14 protein-coding genes are annotated in these 19,833 nt (G+C 68.4%); 10 read left to right on the top strand and 4 right to left on the bottom strand.

What is annotated here, in order from left to right; all coding sequences use genetic code 11:
* Positions 1-505: 505 nt before the first annotated feature.
* Positions 506-1,225, top strand: a complete 720-nt coding sequence (locus AK36_RS25580) for a response regulator transcription factor (protein WP_011879783.1) — start codon at positions 506-508, stop codon at positions 1,223-1,225.
* Positions 1,225-2,718 carry a sensor histidine kinase gene (locus AK36_RS25585; RefSeq protein WP_045579544.1) on the top strand — a complete coding sequence of 498 codons (1,494 nt, stop codon included), beginning with the start codon at positions 1,225-1,227 and terminating at the stop codon, positions 2,716-2,718. The genes AK36_RS25580 and AK36_RS25585 overlap by 1 nt, the downstream gene beginning before the upstream one ends.
* A 51-nt stretch (positions 2,719-2,769) precedes the next feature.
* Here the strand turns inward: AK36_RS25585 and AK36_RS25590 are convergent, their stop codons facing one another.
* On the bottom strand, positions 2,770-3,870 hold the full coding sequence (locus AK36_RS25590) for an AraC family transcriptional regulator (protein ID WP_011879785.1): 1,101 nt from the start codon (positions 3,868-3,870) through the stop codon (positions 2,770-2,772).
* A 311-nt stretch (positions 3,871-4,181) separates the two neighbouring features.
* On the opposite strand from AK36_RS25590, the gene AK36_RS25595 reads away from it, so the two are divergent.
* Entirely contained in the window at positions 4,182-5,816 is a 1,635-nt protein-coding gene (locus tag AK36_RS25595; protein ID WP_011879786.1) for an AMP-binding protein, read from the top strand.
* 113 nt (positions 5,817-5,929) lie between these two features.
* Complete coding sequence (locus AK36_RS25600; protein ID WP_011879787.1) at positions 5,930-6,976, top strand: AraC family transcriptional regulator; 1,047 nt, start codon at positions 5,930-5,932, stop codon at positions 6,974-6,976.
* A gap of 192 nt (positions 6,977-7,168) precedes the next feature.
* On the opposite strand, the gene pntB is transcribed toward AK36_RS25600, so the two are convergent.
* The gene (gene pntB, locus AK36_RS25605; RefSeq protein ID WP_011879788.1) at positions 7,169-8,581 is read right to left on the bottom strand and encodes a Re/Si-specific NAD(P)(+) transhydrogenase subunit beta; all 1,413 of its coding nucleotides are present in this window, start codon (positions 8,579-8,581) and stop codon (positions 7,169-7,171) included.
* A gap of 13 nt (positions 8,582-8,594) precedes the next feature.
* The gene (locus AK36_RS25610; protein ID WP_011879789.1) at positions 8,595-10,196 is read right to left on the bottom strand and encodes a Re/Si-specific NAD(P)(+) transhydrogenase subunit alpha; all 1,602 of its coding nucleotides are present in this window, start codon (positions 10,194-10,196) and stop codon (positions 8,595-8,597) included.
* 637 nt (positions 10,197-10,833) lie between these two features.
* On the opposite strand from AK36_RS25610, the gene AK36_RS25620 reads away from it, so the two are divergent.
* The 5 genes from AK36_RS25620 (at position 10,834) to AK36_RS25640 (ending at position 17,790) form a co-directional block, all read left to right on the top strand.
* A complete protein-coding gene (locus tag AK36_RS25620; protein WP_045579545.1) occupies positions 10,834-12,624 on the top strand; it encodes an acyl-CoA dehydrogenase in 1,791 nt (596 codons plus the stop codon).
* A 79-nt stretch (positions 12,625-12,703) separates the two neighbouring features.
* Positions 12,704-14,332: an electron transfer flavoprotein-ubiquinone oxidoreductase gene (locus AK36_RS25625; RefSeq protein ID WP_410719677.1), complete on the top strand. Its 1,629-nt coding sequence runs from the start codon at positions 12,704-12,706 to the stop codon at positions 14,330-14,332.
* A gap of 48 nt (positions 14,333-14,380) precedes the next feature.
* Positions 14,381-15,574, top strand: coding sequence for a beta-ketothiolase BktB (gene bktB / locus AK36_RS25630; RefSeq protein ID WP_011879792.1), 1,194 nt, complete (start codon positions 14,381-14,383; stop codon positions 15,572-15,574).
* Positions 15,575-15,613: 39 nt separating this feature from the next.
* Positions 15,614-16,468 (top strand): 3-hydroxybutyryl-CoA dehydrogenase, encoded by an 855-nt coding sequence (locus AK36_RS25635; protein ID WP_011879793.1) that lies wholly within the window; start codon positions 15,614-15,616, stop codon positions 16,466-16,468.
* A gap of 140 nt (positions 16,469-16,608) precedes the next feature.
* On the top strand, positions 16,609-17,790 hold the full coding sequence (locus AK36_RS25640) for an aldose epimerase family protein (protein ID WP_011879794.1): 1,182 nt from the start codon (positions 16,609-16,611) through the stop codon (positions 17,788-17,790).
* A gap of 37 nt (positions 17,791-17,827) precedes the next feature.
* Here the strand turns inward: AK36_RS25640 and AK36_RS25645 are convergent, their stop codons facing one another.
* On the bottom strand, positions 17,828-18,802 hold the full coding sequence (locus AK36_RS25645) for an AraC family transcriptional regulator (protein ID WP_043292581.1): 975 nt from the start codon (positions 18,800-18,802) through the stop codon (positions 17,828-17,830).
* 94 nt (positions 18,803-18,896) lie between these two features.
* Here AK36_RS25645 and AK36_RS25650 point away from each other — a divergent pair, with 94 nt between their 5' ends.
* Positions 18,897-19,730 (top strand): oxidoreductase, encoded by an 834-nt coding sequence (locus tag AK36_RS25650; RefSeq protein ID WP_011879796.1) that lies wholly within the window; start codon positions 18,897-18,899, stop codon positions 19,728-19,730.
* Positions 19,731-19,833 lie beyond the last annotated feature (103 nt).

The raw sequence follows: 19,833 nt of genomic DNA on the forward strand, positions 1-19,833 counted from the left end.
ACCGAGAGTCGACTGATCCAACGGGCCGTGGTACGGGCTTGAACGACGCGATCGGTGCGGGATTTTCCGATCTCGATGTATAGCTGAACAGCGTACACGTACGATCGGCACTCCCGGGAGGTATTTGGCGTCGGGAATCAAAACCGGTTGCGATTTTCCGCGCTCGTTTGTGGGTACGAACAAGACGCATCGACGATGCCGCTTCGGCAGAGTGTTGACATCGGGTTCCTCAGTAACCGCGACGCGTATCGCTCGTGTTCGACGTAATCGCGCCATGCGCTGCCGCCTGTCCGGCGCCTGGACGAAAGGAAGAACGACTTGCCGGCCCAGGCCCGCCCCAGAGTTAAACGATTTGTGATCCCTCGCCGCCGCAAAATTCTGCACAATGACGGCATCGCGGCCGCACGATGTGTCGGCCGCCGCCGCTCGGCCGCTCCGCCACAGCCCGCGGCCACTACCGCGCTCGCGCGCCCGACACCCTTACCGACGCACTGCCTCGTTCGCCATGGATCACGCCAAACGCATCCTGATCGTCGAAGACGACGCCGACATCGCCGACGTGTTGAGCCTGCATCTGCGCGACGAGCGCTACGAAGTCGTCCACAGTGCGGACGGCGCCGAAGGCCTGCGCCTGCTCGAGCAGGGAAACTGGGACGCGCTGATTCTCGATCTGATGCTGCCCGGCGTCGACGGCCTCGAAATCTGCCGGCGCGCCCGCGCGATGACGCGCTACACGCCGATCATCATCACGAGCGCGCGCTCGAGCGAGGTGCACCGGATTCTCGGCCTCGAACTCGGCGCCGACGATTACCTCGCGAAGCCGTTCTCGGTGCTGGAGCTGGTCGCGCGCGTGAAGGCGCTGCTGCGGCGCGTCGACGCGCTCGCGCGCGACTCGCGCCTCGACGCCGGCACGCTCGACGTCGCCGGCCTGTCGATCGATCCGATCGCGCGCGAGGCGAGCGTCGACGGCACGCGCATCGACCTCACGCCGCGCGAATTCGACCTGTTGTACTTCTTCGCCCGGCATCCGGGCAAGGTGTTCTCGCGGATGGACCTGCTGAACGCCGTATGGGGCTACCGGCACGAAGGCTACGAACATACGGTGAACACGCACATCAACCGGCTGCGCGCGAAGATCGAGGCCGATCCCGCCGAGCCCGTGCGGATCCTCACGGTGTGGGGGCGCGGCTACAAGCTGGCCGCACCGGGCCAGCGGGACGCGTGATGAAGCTGAATCTGACCCAGCGGCTGTCGTGCGTGTTCGCGGTGCTGCTGCTCGCGTGTTCGGGCGCGTCCGCGTGGCTGCAGATCCGCGCGAACGACATGCGCGAGAAGGAAGTCGTGCAGGCGCTGTCGCGCGATCTCGCCGCGCACATCGCCAGCAGCACGCCGCTGATGGACGCGAACGGCCTGCGCCCGGATGCCGTGCGCCGGCTGTTCGGTCAGCTGATGGGCGTGAACCCGAGCGTCGAGGTCTACCTGCTCGACAACGCGGGGCGCATCGAGGGCGACGACGCGCCGCCCGGGCACGTGAAGCGCACCCGCGTCGATCTCGCGCCGGTGCAGCGCTTCATCGCAGGCGAGCCGCTGCCGATCCTCGGCGACGATCCGCGCAGCATCGACGCGCGCAAGGTGTTCAGCGCCGCGCCGCTGCAGCGCGCCGGGCAGCCGCCGTCCGGCTACATCTACGTGGTGCTGCTCGGCGAAGCGCACGACCGGCTGGCCGCGCGCGTCGACGCCGGCAACGTGCTGCGCACGACGCTGTGGTCGATGGCGGTCGTCGCGCTGCTCGGGCTGGTGGCCGGCCTGATCGCGTTCAGCTTCATCACGCGGCCGCTGCGCCGGCTGACCGACGCGATGCGTCGCTTCGACGCGAACGGCGCGCCCGACACGCAGCCGCCGGTGCCGCGCCCCGCGCCGGGACGCCGCGGCGACGACCTCGCGGTGCTCGAGTCCGCGTTCGCCCAGATGGCCGACCGGATCGGCGAGCAGTGGCGCGCGCTGACGCGTCAGGACCAGCAGCGGCGCGAGCTGATCACGAACATCTCGCACGATCTGCGCACGCCGCTGACCTCGCTGCACGGCTATCTGGAAACGCTGTCGCTGAAGGCCGACACGCTCGCCGACGCCGAGCGCCGCCGCTACCTGTCGATCGCGCTCGCGCAGAGCACCAAGGTCGGGCGGCTGGCGCAGGCGCTGTTCGAGCTCGCGCGGCTCGAGTCGGGCAGTGTGCAGGCCGAGCGCGAGCCGTTCTCGCTCGTCGATCTCGTGCAGGACGTGTTCCAGAAGTTCGAACTCGCGGCCCAGTCGCGCGGCATCGCGTTGCAGGCGCGCATCCCGCCGCGCGTGCCGGCCGTGTCGGCCGATCTCGCGATGATCGAGCGCGTGCTGACCAATCTGCTCGACAACGCATTGCGGCACACGCCGCAGCACGGCGCAATCGAAGTCGCGCTGACGCCGCGCGACGACCGCGTGGTGGTGACCGTGTCGGACACCGGCGCAGGGATCCCGCTGGCGCGCCGCGCAGGATTGTTCCAGCGACCGCAGCGGCCCGCCAGCGGCGGCATGGCGACGAACGGCGGCCTCGGCCTGCTGATCGTGCACCGGATGCTGGCGCTCAACGGCAGCGACATCCGGCTCGTCGACCGGGACGGGCGCGGCGCGATGTTCGAGTTCGCGCTCACGATCGCGCAGCCGGCGCCCGGCGATCCGCAATGACCGTGCATGCGCGGCCCGCACGGGCGCGGCGCACGAGTCATGTCCCGCGCGTCACGTGCCGCGCTTGCGCCGTACTTCGGTCGGCGTCGTGCCGGTCCAGCGCTTGAACGCGTGGCGGAACCCGACCGCGTCGCTGAAGCCGAGCGTCAGCGCGATGTCCTCGGTGCTAAGCGTGGTGGTGCTCAGGTAGTCGATCGCGAGCGCCTTGCGCACGCTCGTCAGCAATTCGCTGTACGACGTGCCTTCGGCGTCGAGCTTGCGGCGCAGCGTGCGGGACGTCATGCACAGCGTGCCGGCGATCGCGACGATGTCCGGAAACTGCCCGGGCGTGCGCGTGAGCTCCTGGTAGACGCGCCGCGTGACGTCGGCCTGGCTGCGCAATTCGTCGAGCAGATGCGCGCAGTGCGACGACACCTGCGCGGCGGTGATCGGGTTCGCGAGCTGTGGCGCGCGGGCGAGCCAGGCAGCCGGGTAGCTCAACACATGGTGCGGCTGGTCGAACGCGATCGGGCATTCGAGCGCCTCGGCGAGCAGCGCCGCGTGCGCGGGCCGCGGCTGCGCGAACTGCGCGCGCGCCGGCACGCACCACGCGCCCATCACGTCCTTGATGACCGTCACGTGCAGCGCGAACTGCATGTCGATCAGAAAGCGGTACAGCGGCAGATCGGGGCCGGCCAGCGCGGCTTCGTGCGGGTCGGGAAACAGCCACGACGCGGTGTCGCCCTGTTCGATCCAGCGGATCGTTAGCATCCCGTTCGCGAGCCGGTGATATTTGACGGCCGAATCGAACGCGCGCGCGAGCGACTCGGAGCACAGCATCGCGTAGCCGTACATCCCGTAGCTCGATGCATGCAGCCGGCGGCCGACGCGCACGCCGAGATCGGAGCCGTCGTAGCGCTCGAGCGCGTTGCGCGCGGCGCTCAGGAACTGCAGCGGCGACGTGAGCGTGAACGGATCGGCGACGGCCTCCGGCGACAGGCCCGTGCCGGCGAGCACCGCCGACGAATCGAGGCCGAGCTCGCGCGCGACGTCGACGAGCACGGCGAGCTTCGCCGGCGAAAAGCGCTTGTCGCGCAACGCATGGGCGGGCAGGGTCTCGGGCAGCGCCGCCGCGCGGGCGGCCGTCGGGGTGAGGTGCGCGGTGCGCGGCATGGCTGGGTGTACGTCCGATTCGATACCGTTCCGGGTTGGCGATTCTGCCCCCGAACGCGCGGCCGCGCCATAGGGTTCACCCTGATCCGGCGCCTGCGTGCGCATTGTGTCGCTGCCCGGGCAGGCGGGTTTGCGGTTTACGGACTGGCGTGCCGGTGTGTCCGTTTCGATCATGTTTTCGGCCGCGCGAATCATTTTCAAAGCGGGCCGCGCGCGCGATATTCGTCGGTCAGGCGACGGCCCGCGTGCATCCGATGCGCGGGCCGCCGTGCGAACGGCGCCGCGTGGCGCCGTCCCCCGAGGAGCAGGACATGACGAAGAGACACTGGATCGGGTCGTATGGCTCGATCCCCGCCGAGATCGATCCCGATCGCTTTCCATCCGTAACCGCGCTGCTGGACGACGCGATGCGCCGCTTCGCCGGCCATCCGGCGTTCCGCGCGTCCGACCGCACGCTGACCTATGCGGACGTCGACCGCCTGTCGGCCGCGCTCGCCGCGTACCTGCAGCAGGTCGCGCAGGTGCGCAAGGGCGACCGCGTGGCCGTGATGCTGCCCAACGTGCTGGCGTTTCCGGTGGTGTTCGTCGCGCTCGCGCGGATCGGCGCGGTCCAGGTCAACGTGAATCCGCTCTATACGCCGCACGAACTCGAACATCAGCTCAACGACGCGGGCGTCGAAGTGGCGGTCGTGTGCGGCGGGTCGATGGCCACGTTTGCCGACGTGGTCGGCAAGACGCGCGTGCGCACGGTGCTGACCGTGGGCCGCGACGATCTCGGCGTCGTCGATGCGCCGGCCGGCGCGTGCGCGGCGCTGCCGCCCGGCTCGCTCGCGCTCGCCGACGCGTTCGCGGCCGGCGCGGCGCTGCAACGCGCGCCGGTTGCGCTCGACGGCAGCGACCTCTTGCTGCTGCAATACACGGGCGGCACGACCGGGCTGTCGAAGGGCGCCGCGCTGTCGCACCGCAACCTGATCGCGAACGTCGAGCAATTCGCGGCGATCGTGCCGGCCGCGCGGCGGCCGGGCGAGGAGGTCGTCGTCACGGCGATTCCGCTGTACCACATCTTCGCGCTGACGGTGAACTTCCTGTCCTACTTCGCGATCGGCGCGCAGAACTGGCTCGTCGCCAATCCGCGCGACATGGACGGCCTGATCGACGTGCTGAAGGCCGCGCGGCCGTCGGTGTTCGTCGGCGTCAACACGCTGTATGCGGGGCTCGCGGGCCATCCGCGGCTGAAGGAAGTCGACTGGTCGCGGCTGAAGCTGTCGGCCGGCGGCGGCGCGGCCGTGATCGACGTGATCTCCGCGCGCTGGCAGGCGGTGACGGGCAATTTCATCCGCGAAGGCTACGGGCTGTCGGAAACGTCGCCGGTCGTCACGTTCAATCCGCAGTCGGTCGACCGGTTCACGGGCACGACCGGCCTGCCGCTGCCGTCGACCGACGTGAAGCTGCTCGACGACGAAAACCGCGAGGTCGCGATCGGCGGCGCGGGCGAGATCTGCGTGCGCGGGCCGCAGGTGATGGGCGGCTACTGGCAGAAGCCCGAAGCGAACGCGGCCGCGTTCACCGAGGACGGCTATTTCCGCACCGGCGACATCGGCGTGTTCGACGCGGCCGGCTTCCTGAAGATCGTCGACCGCAAGAAGGACATGATCATCGTGTCGGGCTTCAACGTGTATCCGAACGAAGTCGAAGCGGTGGTGACCGCGCTGCCGGGCGTGGCCGAATGCGCGTGCATCGGCGTGCCGGACGAGCGCACCGGCGAGGCGCCGAAGCTGTTCGTGGTGCTCGCGCCCGACGCGACCGTCGGCGAGGCCGAGATCGTCGCGCATTGCCGTGCGAACCTCGCCGGCTACAAGGTGCCGAAGCAGATCCGCGTGGTCGAGCGGCTGCCGAAGTCGACGGTCGGCAAGATCCTGCGCCGGGAACTCAGCCACGCGCAGTGATGGTGCGCATGCGCCGCGCGGTCGTCCCGAAAGCCCCGAAACACCGGAAAGCCCCGCAAGCCCGCCATGGGCCGCTCAAGTACAATGCGAGCGGTTCGACCGACGGGGACGCGATGACCGGTACAGATTCACCTCCCGCCCAGCCTGGGCGTGCGCTGCCGTCGCCCAGCGCGACGGTGCCGATTTCGCTCGTCAACGGCTTTCTCGCGAGCGCGGGCGCGCAGCGCGACGTGGTCGAGCGCTACCTGCGCGGCGCCGGCATTCCGCTCGAACTGCTCGGCGAGCCGCATGCGCGCGTGACCGAAGATCAGTTCTCGACGCTGTACCGCACGCTCGCGATCGACCTCGACGACGAGATGCCCGGCATCTTCTCGCGCCCGCTGCGCCGCGGCACGCTGAAGTACCTGTGCCTGAGCTTGCTCGATGCGCGCAACCTCGGCACGGCGCTGTATCGTTTCGGCCAGTTCTTTCATCTGCTGCTCGACGACTTCTTCGTCGAATCGTCGCGCGACGGCCTGGTCGCGCAGGTGCTGCTGCGCCCGAACCCGGCGATCGGCCCGATCGGCGCGCTCGGCCAGGAGCTGATGCTCAAGCTCGTGCACGGCGTGTGTTCCTGGCTGATCGGGCAGAAGATCCCGCTGCTGCGGATCGAATTCGCGTGCCCGCGTCCGCGGCATGCGATCGACCATCTGTACTTCTTCTCCGGCTCCGTGCAGTTCGACTGCGAGCGCACGCTGATGCGCTTCAGCGCCGACCTGCTCGACGTGCCGATCCGGCAGAGCAAACGCAACCTGCGCAAGTTCCTCGCGCGTGCGCCGGGCGACTGGATCTTCGAATCGTTCAGCGAGCAGCTCGTCTGCCACCGCGTGCGGCAGTACCTGTCGGCGGCGCTGCCCGAGCTGCCGGTGATCGAGCGGGCGGCCGAACATCTGCATTGCTCGGTGCGCACGCTGAGCCGCCATCTGGCCGCCGAAGGCACGACGTTCCAGGCGCTCAAGGACGAGCTGCGACGCGACATCGCGATCCAGCGGCTCACCGATACGCTCGACACGATCGCGGCGATCGGCACCGATCTCGGCTTCGACGATCCGAGCGCGTTCCATCGCGCGTTTCGCCACTGGACCGGCAGTACGCCGGGCACGTACCGGCGGCGCGCGTAGCGCTTTCCCATAACCGGCATCCTTGCCGCGCTCCCATGGACGGCATCCCAGCCGGGCCGCTATCTTGCCGGCCCCGTACCGATGGCGCACATGCGCGTCGGCCCGTCGCGCATCGCTGCGGGACGGGCCGACGGTCATCGCATTCGTGCGCGGCGCAAGCCGGCGTGCCGCCGGCCGCGCGCGCCGCCGCGATCAGGCTTTCAACGCGCCGAAGATTTCGTTGAGCATCGACTTCGCGTCGCCGAACAACATGCGGTTGTTGTCCTTGTAGAACAGCGGATTGTCGACGCCGGCATAGCCGGACGCCATGCTGCGCTTCATCACGATCGACGTCTTCGCCTTCCACACCTCGAGCACCGGCATGCCCGCGATCGGGCTCGTCGGGTCGTCCTGCGCGGCCGGGTTCACGATGTCGTTCGCGCCGATCACCATCGACACGTCGGCGTCGGGGAAGTCGTCGTTGATCTCGTCCATCTCGAGCACGATGTCGTACGGCACTTTCGCTTCGGCGAGCAGCACGTTCATGTGGCCGGGCATGCGGCCCGCGACCGGGTGAATCGCGAAGCGCACGTCGACGCCCTTCTCGCGCAGCAGCTTGGTCAGCTCGAACACCGTGTGCTGCGCCTGCGCCACCGCCATCCCATAGCCGGGTACGATGATCACGCGCTTCGCTTCGCGCAGCAGCTCGGCCGTCTCCGTCGCGCTCACCGCGACGGCTTCGCCGGCCGGTTGCGCGGCGCCGCCGGCGGCCGCCGGTGCGCCCGCGGCGCTGCCGAAGCCGCCCGCGATCACGCTGATGAAATTGCGGTTCATCGCGCGGCACATGATGTACGACAGGATCGCACCGGACGAGCCGACCAGCGCGCCGATCACGATCAGCAGGTCGTTGCCCAACATGAAGCCGGTCGCGGCCGCGGCCCATCCCGAGTAGCTGTTGAGCATCGACACGACGACGGGCATGTCGGCGCCGCCGATCGCCATCACCATGTGCACGCCGAACAGCAGTGCGATCACCGTCATCACGACGAGCGGCAGCATGCCGTCCTGGATGGTTTCCGCATGCAGGAACGCGCGGCCGTAATAGATCACCACCAGCAGCGCGGCGAGGTTCAGCCAGTGCCGTGCCGGCAGCAGCAGCGGCTTGCCGCCGATCTTGCCCGACAGCTTGCCGAACGCGACGATCGAGCCCGCGAAGGTGATCGCGCCGATCAGGATGCCGACGTAGATCTCCACCTCGTGGATCGCCTTCTCGGCGCCGACAAACTGCAGCGACGTGTCGACGTAGCTCGCGAAGCCGACCAGGCATGCGGCGAGGCCGACCAGGCTGTGCATCAGCGCGACCAGCTCCGGCATCTGCGTCATCTGCACTTTCTTCGCGGCATAGAGGCCGACCGCGCCGCCGACGACAAGCGCGGCGATCACGTACGGAATGCCCGCTGCCGACACGCGCGGCCCGGCGACGGTGGCCAGCACCGCGATCAGCATGCCGATCATCCCGAGCAGGTTGCCGCGGCGCGCGGTTTCAGGGTTGGCGAGCCCGCCGAGGCTCAGGATGAACAGGATCGCGGCGCCGATATAGGAGACGGTGGTCAGATTGGAAGTCATGGTTGTCGTCCCCTTATTTGCGGAACATCGCGAGCATGCGGCGCGTGACCGCGAAGCCGCCGAACATGTTGACGGCGGTGAGCGTCAGCGCGCCGACCGCGAGGCCGAGGATCAGCCCCGACGGACGATCGCCGGCATTGGCCAGCTCGGCCGTCGGCGGCGCGACCTGCACGAGCGCGCCGATCGCGATGATCGACGAGATCGCGTTGGTCACGCTCATCAGCGGCGTGTGCAGCGACGGCGTGACGTTCCAGATCACCATGTAGCCGACGAAGCACGCGAGCACGAACACCGTGAAGTGCGACAGGAAGCTGGCCGGCGCGAACTGGCCGACCAGCAGGAACGCGAGCGCGCCGACCGCGAACACGATCGCGAGCGCCTTGGCCGACATCGGCTCGCTGCTGTGGCCGTGGCTCTTGGACTTCGCCGGCGCGGCCGCGGCGGGTGCGCCGGCCGCGGGCTTGGGCGCGACGGCCGGCTGCTTGAGCGGCGGTGCCGGCCAGGTGACGGTGCCTTCCTTGATGACGGTCAGGCCGCGGATCGCGTCGTCGTCGAAGTCGACGTCGATCGTGCCGTCCTTGCCCTTGCACAGCTCCTCGAGCACGCGCAGCAGGTTGGTCGCATACAGCGTGGACGACTGCCGCGACAGGCGCGACGCGAGATCGGTATAGCCGACGATCGTCACGCCGTGGCGCACGACCGCCTCGCCGGGCACCGTCAGCTCGCAGTTGCCGCCCTGTTCGGCGGCCATGTCGACGATCACGCTGCCGGGCTTCATCGACTGCACCATCTCGGCGGTGATCAGCTTCGGCGCCGGCTTGCCGGGGATCAGCGCGGTCGTGATGATGATGTCGGCGTCTTTCGCCTGCTGCGCATACATCGCGCGCTGCGCCTGCTGGAAGCCTTCGCTCATCACCTTCGCGTAGCCGCCGCCGCCCGAGCCTTCCTCTTCGTAGTTGACCTTGACGAATTCGCCGCCCAGCGACTTCACCTGATCGGCCACTTCGGCGCGCGTGTCGTTCGCACGCACGATCGCGCCGAGGCTCGCGGCCGTGCCGATCGCGGCGAGGCCGGCCACGCCCGCGCCGGCGATGAAGACCTTCGCCGGCGGGATCTTGCCGGCCGCCGTGACCTGCCCGTTCAGGAAGCGGCCGAACGCATGCGCGGCCTCGATCACCGCGCGGTAGCCGCTGATGCCGGCCATCGACGTCAGCGCGTCCATCTTCTGCGCGCGCGACAGCGTGCGCGGCAGCGAATCGATCGCGAGCACGGTCGCGCGCTTCGCCGCGAGCTGCTGCATCAGGTCGGGGTTCTGCGCCGGCCACACGAAACCGATCAGCATGCCGCCTTCGCGCATCAGCGCGACTTCGTCGGCGCTCGGCGGGCGCACCTTGAACACGATGTCGCTGCCGGACCACAGCTCGGCTGCCGTGGCGGCGATGCTCGCGCCGGCCGCGCGATAGGCGTCGTCGTCGAAGTTCGCGCCGGCACCGGCGCCGCTTTGGACGGCCACCGCAAACCCCAGCTTGATCAGTTTCTCGACCACCTCGGGCACGGTCGCAACGCGCCGTTCGCCGGTGGCTGTCTCCAGAGGAATCCCAATCTGTAGTGTCATGGTATGAAAGATGGGTGATGGCCGTCGCGAAGCGCTCGGGCCGGTGCGTCAAGTTACCAGAATCATGCCTGTGTTTCGTGGACCGGTTGCGAGATTGCATCACAGGATGAACGGTCGTTCGCGGTGCGGCGCCGACGCGGTCCGGGCGCCGCGCGCCTGCGTCGGACAAGGGCAGCACGCGGTCGCATCGCGGCTGTCTTTTGCCGCGCCGCTGTGTTTCGTCGACGCGCGCGTCTCGGCGCGGCATCCGGATCGGCGGCCGACGCGGCCAGTCTGCCGCGCATCGTGCAGCGCGGCACCGGCATGCGAAATGCGCAGCGCGCGCAGGCCCTAGGGTTTTCCCATAGAAGGCGTCCATCGCGATGACCGGCGCGCCGCCCCGGCCGCCCGATCGGCGTGCCGTGGCCGCGTCGGCCCCGTGGAAATCCGCGTCGGCACACGCTGCGCAAGGGCCGGGTTCGGGTGTCGGCATGCGCGCATCGTGTGGCCGGTTTTGTCACTATCTGGGCCGGATATGACAGTGGGAAACGGCCGCGTCGGCATTACGATGGGCCACGACGTCGCCTGGTGCTGGCCGGTTTTGCCGCAGCCGCGCGGGCCGCGCGCTTCATTCACTGCCTGATTTGGAACAACGACCATGAGCTATAACGCCCCCGTCAAGGACATGCTGTTCGTGCTGAAGGAACTCGCGGGCATCGACACCGTTGCGCAGCTGCCCGGCTTCGAGGACGCCGGCTACGACACCGCGCAGGCCGTGCTGGACGAGTCCGCGAAATTCTGCGGCGAGGTGCTGGCGCCGCTGAACGTCGACGGCGACCGCAACCCGAGCAGCTGGAAGGACGGCGCCGTGACGGCGACGCCCGGTTTCGGCGCCGCGTTCCGCCAGTTCGTCGAAGGCGGCTGGCAGGGCCTGCAACACCCGGTCGAGTACGACGGTCAGGGGCTGCCGAAGCTGATCGCGACGCCGTGCATCGAGATGCTGAACGCGGCGAACCTGTCGTTCGCGTTGTGCCCGCTGCTCACCGACGGCGCGATTGAAGCGCTGCTGACGGCCGGCACCGACGAGCAGAAGCAGCGCTACGTGCCGAAGCTGATTTCGGGCGAGTGGACGGGCACGATGAACCTGACCGAGCCGCAGGCCGGTTCGGACCTCGCGCTGGTGCGCTCGCGCGCCGAGCCGCAGGGCGACGGCACGTACAAGGTGTTCGGCACCAAGATCTTCATCACGTGGGGCGAGCACGACATGGCGGACAACATCGTCCACCTGGTGCTCGCGCGTACGCCGAACGCGCCGGAGGGCGTGAAGGGCATCTCGCTGTTCATCGTGCCGAAGTTCCTGGTCAACGAAGACGGCTCGCTCGGCGCCCGCAACGACGTGCACTGCGTGTCGATCGAGCACAAGCTCGGCATCAAGGCGAGCCCGACCGCGGTGCTGCAATACGGCGACCACGGCGGCGCGATCGGTTATCTCGTCGGCGAGGAGAACCGCGGCCTCGAATACATGTTCATCATGATGAACGCGGCGCGCTTCGGCGTCGGCATGCAGGGGATCGGCGTGGCCGACCGCGCGTACCAGAAGGCCGCGGCCTTCGCGAAGGAGCGCGTGCAGAGCCGCCCGGTCGACGGATCGGCGAAGCAGTCGGTGACCATCATCCACCACCCGGACGTGCGCCGGATGCTCGGCACGATGCGCGCGCTGACCGAAGGCGCGCGCGCGCTCGCGTACGTCGCGGCCGCGCACAGCGACATTGCGCACCGCCATGCGGACGACGCGACGCGCACGCGCCATCAGGCGATCTACGAATATCTGGTGCCGATCGTGAAGGGCTGGAGCACCGAGATGGTCAACGACGTCGCGAGCCTCGGCGTGCAGGTGCACGGCGGGATGGGCTTCATCGAGGAAACCGGCGCGGCGCAGTATTACCGCGATGGGCGGATCCTCGCGATCTACGAAGGCACGACCGCGATCCAGGCGAACGACCTGGTCGGCCGCAAGACGCTGCGCGACGGCGGTGCGGTCGCGAAGGCGCTGATCGCGGAGATCGACGCAACCGTCGCGGCGCTCGGCAAGGTCGGCGGCGCGGCCGCCGCATCGATGAAGGCGCAGCTCGAGAAGGGCGCGCGCGCGCTGTCGGCGGTGGTGGACTACGTGCTCGCCAATGCGAAGCAGGACCCGAACGCGGTGTTCGCGGGCAGCGTGCCTTACCTGAAGCTGGCGGGCGTCGTGCTGTGCGGATGGCAGATGGCGCGTGCGCTGCTCGCGGCCGACGCGAACCGCGCGAGCGACGTGACGTTCTACGACGCGAAGATCGCGATCGCCCAATGCTATGCGGAACACGTGCTCGTGCAGGCCGGTGCGCTCGAAGCGTCGATCGTCGGCGCGAAGGGTAACCAGAGCGTGCTCGCGCTGACGGAAGACCAGTTCTGACCGCCACGGTCGGAGCGCAGGAGGAGACAGTATTTTGACCACCCAGGACTTGCTCGCGCAATACGGCCCGCGCGAATCGATGGAATACGACGTCGTGATCGTCGGCGGCGGCCCCGCCGGGCTGTCGGCGGCGATCCGGCTCAAGCAGCTGGCCGCCGAGAAAGGCACCGAGATCGGCGTGTGCGTGCTCGAGAAGGGTTCCGAGATCGGCGCGCACATCCTGTCGGGCGCGGTGATGGACCCGCGCGCGATCACCGAGCTGTTCCCCGACTGGAAGGAACGCGGCGCGCCGCTCACCGTCGAGGTGACCGAGGACCGCTTCCTGTTCCTGTCCGAGCAGAGCGCGGTCACGACGCCGAACTGGGCGTTGCCCGACAACTTCAAGAATCACGGCAACTACGTGATTTCGCTGGGCAACGTCACGCGCTGGCTCGGCACGCAGGCCGAAGCGCTCGGCGTCGAGATCTTCCCCGGCTTTCCGGCCGCGGAGATCCTCTACAACGACGACGGCTCGGTGAAGGGCGTCGCCACCGGCAACATGGGCGTGGGCAAGGACGGCGAGCCGACCGAGAACTTCCAGCTCGGCATGGAACTGCACGCGAAGTACACGCTGTTCGCCGAAGGCTGCCGCGGCCATCTGGGCCGCCAACTGATCTCGAAGTTCAAGCTCGACGCGAACGCCGATCCGCAGGCGTATGGGATCGGCATCAAGGAGCTGTGGGAGATCGATCCGGCGAAGCACAAGCCGGGCCTCGTGATCCACACGGCCGGCTGGCCGCTGAAGTCGGACACCTACGGCGGTTCGTTCCTGTACCACATGGACAACAACCAGGTCGTGGTCGGCTTCGTGGTTGGGCTTGGCTACACGAACCCGTACCTGTCGCCGTTCGAGGAGTTCCAGCGCTACAAGACGCATCCGTCGATCCGCGCATTCCTCGAAGGCGGCAAGCGCGTGTCGTACGGTGCACGCGCGATCACCGCGGGCGGGCTGCTGTCGCTGCCGAAGACTGTGTTCCCGGGCGGCGCGCTGATCGGCGACGACGCGGGCTTTTTGAACGCGTCGCGGATCAAGGGCAGCCACGCGGCGATCAAGACCGGCATGCTGGCCGCCGACGCGGCGTTCGATGCGGTGCAGGCCGGCCGCCAGTCGGACGAGCTGCACGCCTACCCGGACGCATTCCGGCAGTCGTGGCTGTACACCGAGCTGTACCGCGCGCGCAACTTCAAGCAGTGGATGGCGAAGGGGCTGTACCTGGGCACGCTGATGGTCGGGCTCGAGCAGAAGGTGATGGGCGGCAACGTGCCGTGGACGCTGCACCACAAGCACGCGGACCACGAGATGCTGAAGCCGGCATCGCAATGCACGCCGATCGAGTATCCGAAGCCGGACGGCAAACTGACGTTCGACCGGCTGTCGTCGGTGTTCATCTCGAACACGAACCACGAGGAGAACCAGCCGGCGCACCTGACGCTGAAGGACGCGAGCGTGCCGGTGAACGTGAACCTGCGCACCTACGCAGGACCGGAGGGACGGTTCTGCCCGGCGGCGGTATACGAGTTCGTGAAGAACGACGACGGCAGCGACCGGCTCGTGATCAACGCGCAGAACTGCGTGCACTGCAAGACCTGCGACATCAAGGACCCGACGCAGAACATCGTGTGGGTCACGCCGGAAGGCGGTGGCGGGCCGAATTATCCGAACATGTAATGCAATTCATGGTCGCGCCCGCAGGCGCGACCGAACCGGAGTGAGACGATGAGCAATGCAGCGAAGGAAGTCGTGGTGGTGAGCGCGGTCCGTACCGCGATCGGCGATTTCGGCGGGAGCCTGAAGGACTTCTCGCCGACCGATCTCGGCGCGAAGGTCGTCGGCGAAGTGCTGGCGCGCGCCAACGTGCCGGGCGATGCGGTCGGCCACGTGGTGTTCGGCCACGTCGTGAACACCGAGCCGAAGGACATGTATCTGGCGCGGGTGGCGGCGGTCAACGGCGGCGTGGCGCAGCACACGCCCGCGCTGACCGTGAACCGTCTGTGCGGCTCGGGCCTGCAGGCGATCGTGTCGGCGGCGCAGACGATCATGCTCGGCGATGCCGAGGTCGCGATCGCCGGCGGCTCGGAAAACATGAGCCGCGCGCCGTACACCGTGCCGTCCGCGCGGTTCGGGCAGCGCATGGGCGATGCGAAGCTGATCGACATGATGCTCGGCGCGCTGCACGACCCGTTCCAGACGATCCACATGGGCGTGACGGCCGAGAACGTCGCACGCAAGTACGGCATCTCGCGCGACGCGCAGGATGCGCTCGCGCTCGAATCGCATCGCCGCGCGGCGCGCGCGATCGCGGAAGGCCGCTTCAAGGATCAGATCCTGCCGATCTCGATCCGCACGAAGAAGGGCGAAGTCGCGTTCGACACCGACGAGCACGTGCGCCACGACGCCGGCCCTGACGATTTCACGAAGCTCAAGCCGGTGTTCGTCAAGGAAGAGGGCACGGTGACGGCCGGTAACGCGTCGGGCATCAACGATGCGGCCGCCGCGGTGCTGATGATGAGCGCCGACGCTGCACGCGCGCAGGGCGCGAAACCGCTCGCGCGCCTGGTTGCGTATGCGCATGCGGGCGTCGATCCGGCCTACATGGGCATCGGGCCGGTACCGGCCACGCAGAAGGTGCTCCAGCGCGCCGGCCTGACGGTCGCCGATCTCGACGTGATCGAGGCGAACGAGGCGTTCGCCGCGCAGGCGTGCGCGGTGACGCAGGAACTCGGGCTCGATCCCGCCAAGGTGAACCCGAACGGCTCGGGCATCTCGCTCGGTCACCCGATCGGCGCGACCGGCGCATTGATCACCGTCAAGGCGCTGTATGAACTCAAGCGCATCGGCGGCCGTTACGCGCTCGTGACGATGTGTATCGGCGGCGGTCAGGGCATTGCCGCGATCTTCGAGAATATTTGATAATCGGGGCGCACAGCACCCGAACACACAGGAATCGTCATGACCATCGAAACCGTCGGCGTCGTGGGCGCCGGAACCATGGGCAACGGCATTGCGCAAACCGCGGCCGTTGCAGGACTCAACGTCGTGATGATCGACGTCAGCGACGCGGCGCTCGACAAGGGCCTCGCGACACTGAAGGGCAGCCTCGAGCGGCTCGTGTCGAAGGACAAGCTCGAGGCCGGCGCGCGCGACGCGGCGCTCGCGCGCATCACGACGTCGACCGATTACGCGAAGCTGGCTGCGGTCGACATCGTGATCGAAGCCGCGACCGAGAACGTCGAGCTGAAGGGCCGCATCCTGAAGCAGATCGAGTCGGTCGCACGGCCCGACGCGATCATCGCGACCAACACGTCGTCGATCTCGATCACCTCGCTCGCCGCGCTGCTCGCCGATTCGTCGCGCTTCATCGGCATGCACTTCTTCAACCCGGTGCCGCTGATGCCGCTCGTCGAGATCATCCGCGGGCTGCAGACGAGCGACGCGACCGCGAGCGCGGTGCGCGCGCTGACCGAGCGTTTCGACAAGTCGCCGATCGGCGTGCGCAACTCGCCGGGCTTCGTCGTGAACCGGATCCTGGTGCCGATGATCAACGAAGCGTTCTTCGTGCTGGCCGAAGGCATCGCGACGGCCGAGGAGATCGACGCCGGCATGAAGCTCGGCGCGAGCCATCCGATCGGGCCGCTCGCGCTGGCCGATCTGGTCGGGCTCGACGTCTGCCTCGCGGTGATGGACGTGTTCCTGAAGGACTTCGGCGACACCAAGTATCGCGCGTGCCCGCTGCTGCGCGAGATGGTGTCGGCCGGACGCCTCGGACGCAAGACCGGCCGCGGCGTGTACGACTACAGCAAGTAAGCGCTGCGCTAAGGTTGATCGATGCGGCCGCCTTCGGGCGGCCGTTTTCGTTTGCGGCGGTGGTCGCGCGCGATCGTCGCGCGCCCGGCAGGCATGCGGATTGCGCGGCGCGATGGACACAACCGTTTCGGAGGTCGTCCATGAACCCGCTCTCGACACGGCGGCCGGTGCTCGCGATCTGTGCATGCGCAACGTTTGCTCTCGGCTCGAACGCTGCGTCGACGGCATCGGCCGCAGCGGCCGCGCCCGACGTGTCCGTCAGCCGTGCGCATTACGGCACCACCGCGGCCGGCCAGCCGGTCAGCCAGTACACGCTCGCGAACGCGCACGGCGTGACGCTGAAGATCATCACGTACGGCGGCATCGTGACGGCGCTCGACGTGCCGGACCGCAACGGCAAGCCCGCCGATATCGTGCTCGGCTTCGATTCGCTGCGCGACTACGAGGCGCACAACGGCAACATCCATTTCGGTGCGTTGATCGGCCGCTATGCGAACCGCATCGCACGCGGGCGCTTCGTGCTCGACGGCAAGACCTGGACGCTGCCGGTCAACGATCCGCCGAATACGCTGCATGGCGGCCCCAATAGTTTCGACGCGAAGGTGTGGACGGTGACGGGCACGCGCAGCGACGCCGACGGTTCGAGCGTGACGCTGCGTTACGTGAGCCCCGATGGCGAAAACGGCTTTCCCGGCACGCTGACCACCGACGTGACCTACACGCTGACGCGCGACGACCTGATCCGCATCGACTATCGCGCGACGACGAACCGGGACACGGTCGTCAACCTGACCAACCACAGCTATTTCAATCTCGCGGGGCACGACGGCGGCAGTGTCGAACGGCAACTGATCGAGATCGCCGCGGCGCGCTTCACGCCGACCGATGCGACGTCGATTCCGACCGGCGCGCTGGCGAGCGTGGCCGGCACGCCGATGGACCTGCGCCAGCTGACGCCGATCGGCGCGCGTCTGCGCGATCGTGATCCGCAGCTCGCCATTGCGCACGGGTACGACCAGAACTGGGTGCTCGACCACGGCGGCCAGCCCGCGCCGGCGTTCGCCGCGCGTGCGTACGATCCGGCATCGGGACGGTTTCTGGAGGTCTACACGACGCAGCCGGGGCTGCAGTTCTATACGTCCAACGGGTTGAACGGCAGCGTCGCCGGCAAGGGCGGCACGCTTTACCGGCAGACCGACGCGTTCGCGCTGGAGGCCGAGCATTTTCCCGATTCGCCGAACCGGCCGGCGTTCCCGACGACCGTGCTCAAACCCGGCGAGACGCTGCATGAGGTGACGGTGTGGAGGGTGGGGGCGCGGTGAAGGGGCGGCGATCGGGCAGCTGCGTCGCATGCGTTGCTCAATGCGACGCCACGAACACCGCACCGTCGAACGGCTCGGGCAGCGCGAAGCTCGCGCGCATGCGCTTCGCTTCCTGCGCGGGCGTCAGTCCGAACAGCCGTTTGAACTCGCGGCTGAACTGCGACGGGCTCGTATAACCGACCGCATAGGCCGCCGCTTCCGCCGTCAGGTCCTGACGCACCATCAGCAGACGCGCCTGATGCAGCCGCGTCGATTTCAGGTACTGCATCGGCGACGCATGTGTGATCGCCTTGAAGTGGCTGTGAAAGCTCGGCACGCTCATGCCGGCCTTGGCCGCAAGCCGCCGCACGTCGAGCGCGCGCGCATAGTCGGCGTGAATTACATGCAGCGATCGGCCGATGCGGCCGAACTGTCCGCGCATCGCCAGCGCGCTTCTCAGCGCGCCGCCCTGCGCGCCGGTCAGCACGCGGAAGTACAGCTCGCGCAGCAGCGCCGGCCCGAGCACCGCCGCTTCGAGCGGCCGGTGCATCGCGTCGACGAAACGCAGCACGCTCGCGTGCATCGCTTCGTCCATCGGCGTCGACATCATGCTCCTGGGCGCCTCTACGGGCGCCGCGCCGCCTTCGCGATCGATCTGCGCCGCCAGCTCGGCGGCTATCGTCAAATCGACGTGCAGGTACAGCGCGAGCAGCGGGCGCTCTACGGTGGCGTCGGTTTCCATGCTGAACGGCACGGGCACCGACACGGCCAGGTAATGGTCCTCGTCGTACAGATAGCATTCGCCGCCGAAGTAGCCGCGCTTGCGGCCCTGGCACACGATCACGATGCCAGGATCGTACAGCACCGGCGTACGCGACAGCGCACGGTCCGAGCGCAGGATGCGCACGCTCGGCAGCGCGGTCGCGTTGTAGCCTTCGTGCGGCGCCAGCGCGCGCAGCAGCGCGATCAGCCGCGCGCGGCGCTGCGCCGGCGGCGACGACGGCGATGGCAGTGACGTGATGATGGCGCTCATAGCTTTAGGCAAGAATCTCAGCGGAATCGGCATTATTCGTCGCAGGCCCTCAGACTAGCATGCATGCCGTGATCGACTTTCTGGAGAACTTCACATGGCATCAGGCACCATCATGCTCATCACCGGCGTGAGCAGCGGCTTCGGCCGGGCGTTGGCGCAGCAGGCGTTGGCGGCGGGGTACACGGTGGTCGGCACCGTGAGAAGCGACGATGCGCGGCGCGCGTTCGAAGCGCTGTCCCCGCAGGCGGCCATCGGCCGCGTGCTCGACGTGACCGACTTCGAGCGCATCGACCGCGTGGTCGCGGAGCTCGAGGCGAGCGTCGGGCCCGTCGACGTGCTGGTCAACAATGCCGGCTACGGACACGAAGGCATCGTGGAGGAGTCGCCGCTGGCGGAGCTGCGCCGGCAATTCGACGTGAATGTGTTCGGCGCCGTCGCGATGATGAAGGCCGTCGTGCCGTTCATGCGCACCCGCCGGCGCGGCCGCATCCTGAACATCACGTCGATGGGCGGGCACATCACGATGCCGGGCATCGCCTACTACTGCGGCAGCAAGTTCGCGCTCGAAGGCATCTCCGAAGCGCTCGGCAAGGAACTCGCGCCGTTCGGCGTCGCGGTGACGGCCGTCGCACCGGGCTCGTTCCGCACCGACTGGGCCGGCCGTTCGATGACGCGGACGCCGCGCTCGATCGCCGATTACGACGCGCTGTTCGATCCGGTCCGGCAGGCGCGCGAACGCAACAGCGGCCGGCAATTGGGCGATCCCGTGAAGGCCGCGCAGGCGATGCTCGCCGTCATCGAAGCCGATGCTCCGCCGGCCCATCTGCTGCTCGGCAGCGACGCGCTGCGCCTCGTGCGCGCCAAATGGGCGGCGTTGCAGGACGACATCCGCGCATGGGAGCCGCTGACCGTGTCGACCGACGGCTGATGCGCGGGCACGCCGCCGCGCGAGCGTCGCGAATTCACACGGTTAGTTGCGCAAAAGAGTGTGCGCTGGCGCGCTGTCGGGCGCCGCTGCGTGCGCTCATGTA

It is taken from the genome of Burkholderia vietnamiensis LMG 10929 (genome assembly GCF_000959445.1).
Classification (GTDB): domain Bacteria; phylum Pseudomonadota; class Gammaproteobacteria; order Burkholderiales; family Burkholderiaceae; genus Burkholderia; species Burkholderia vietnamiensis.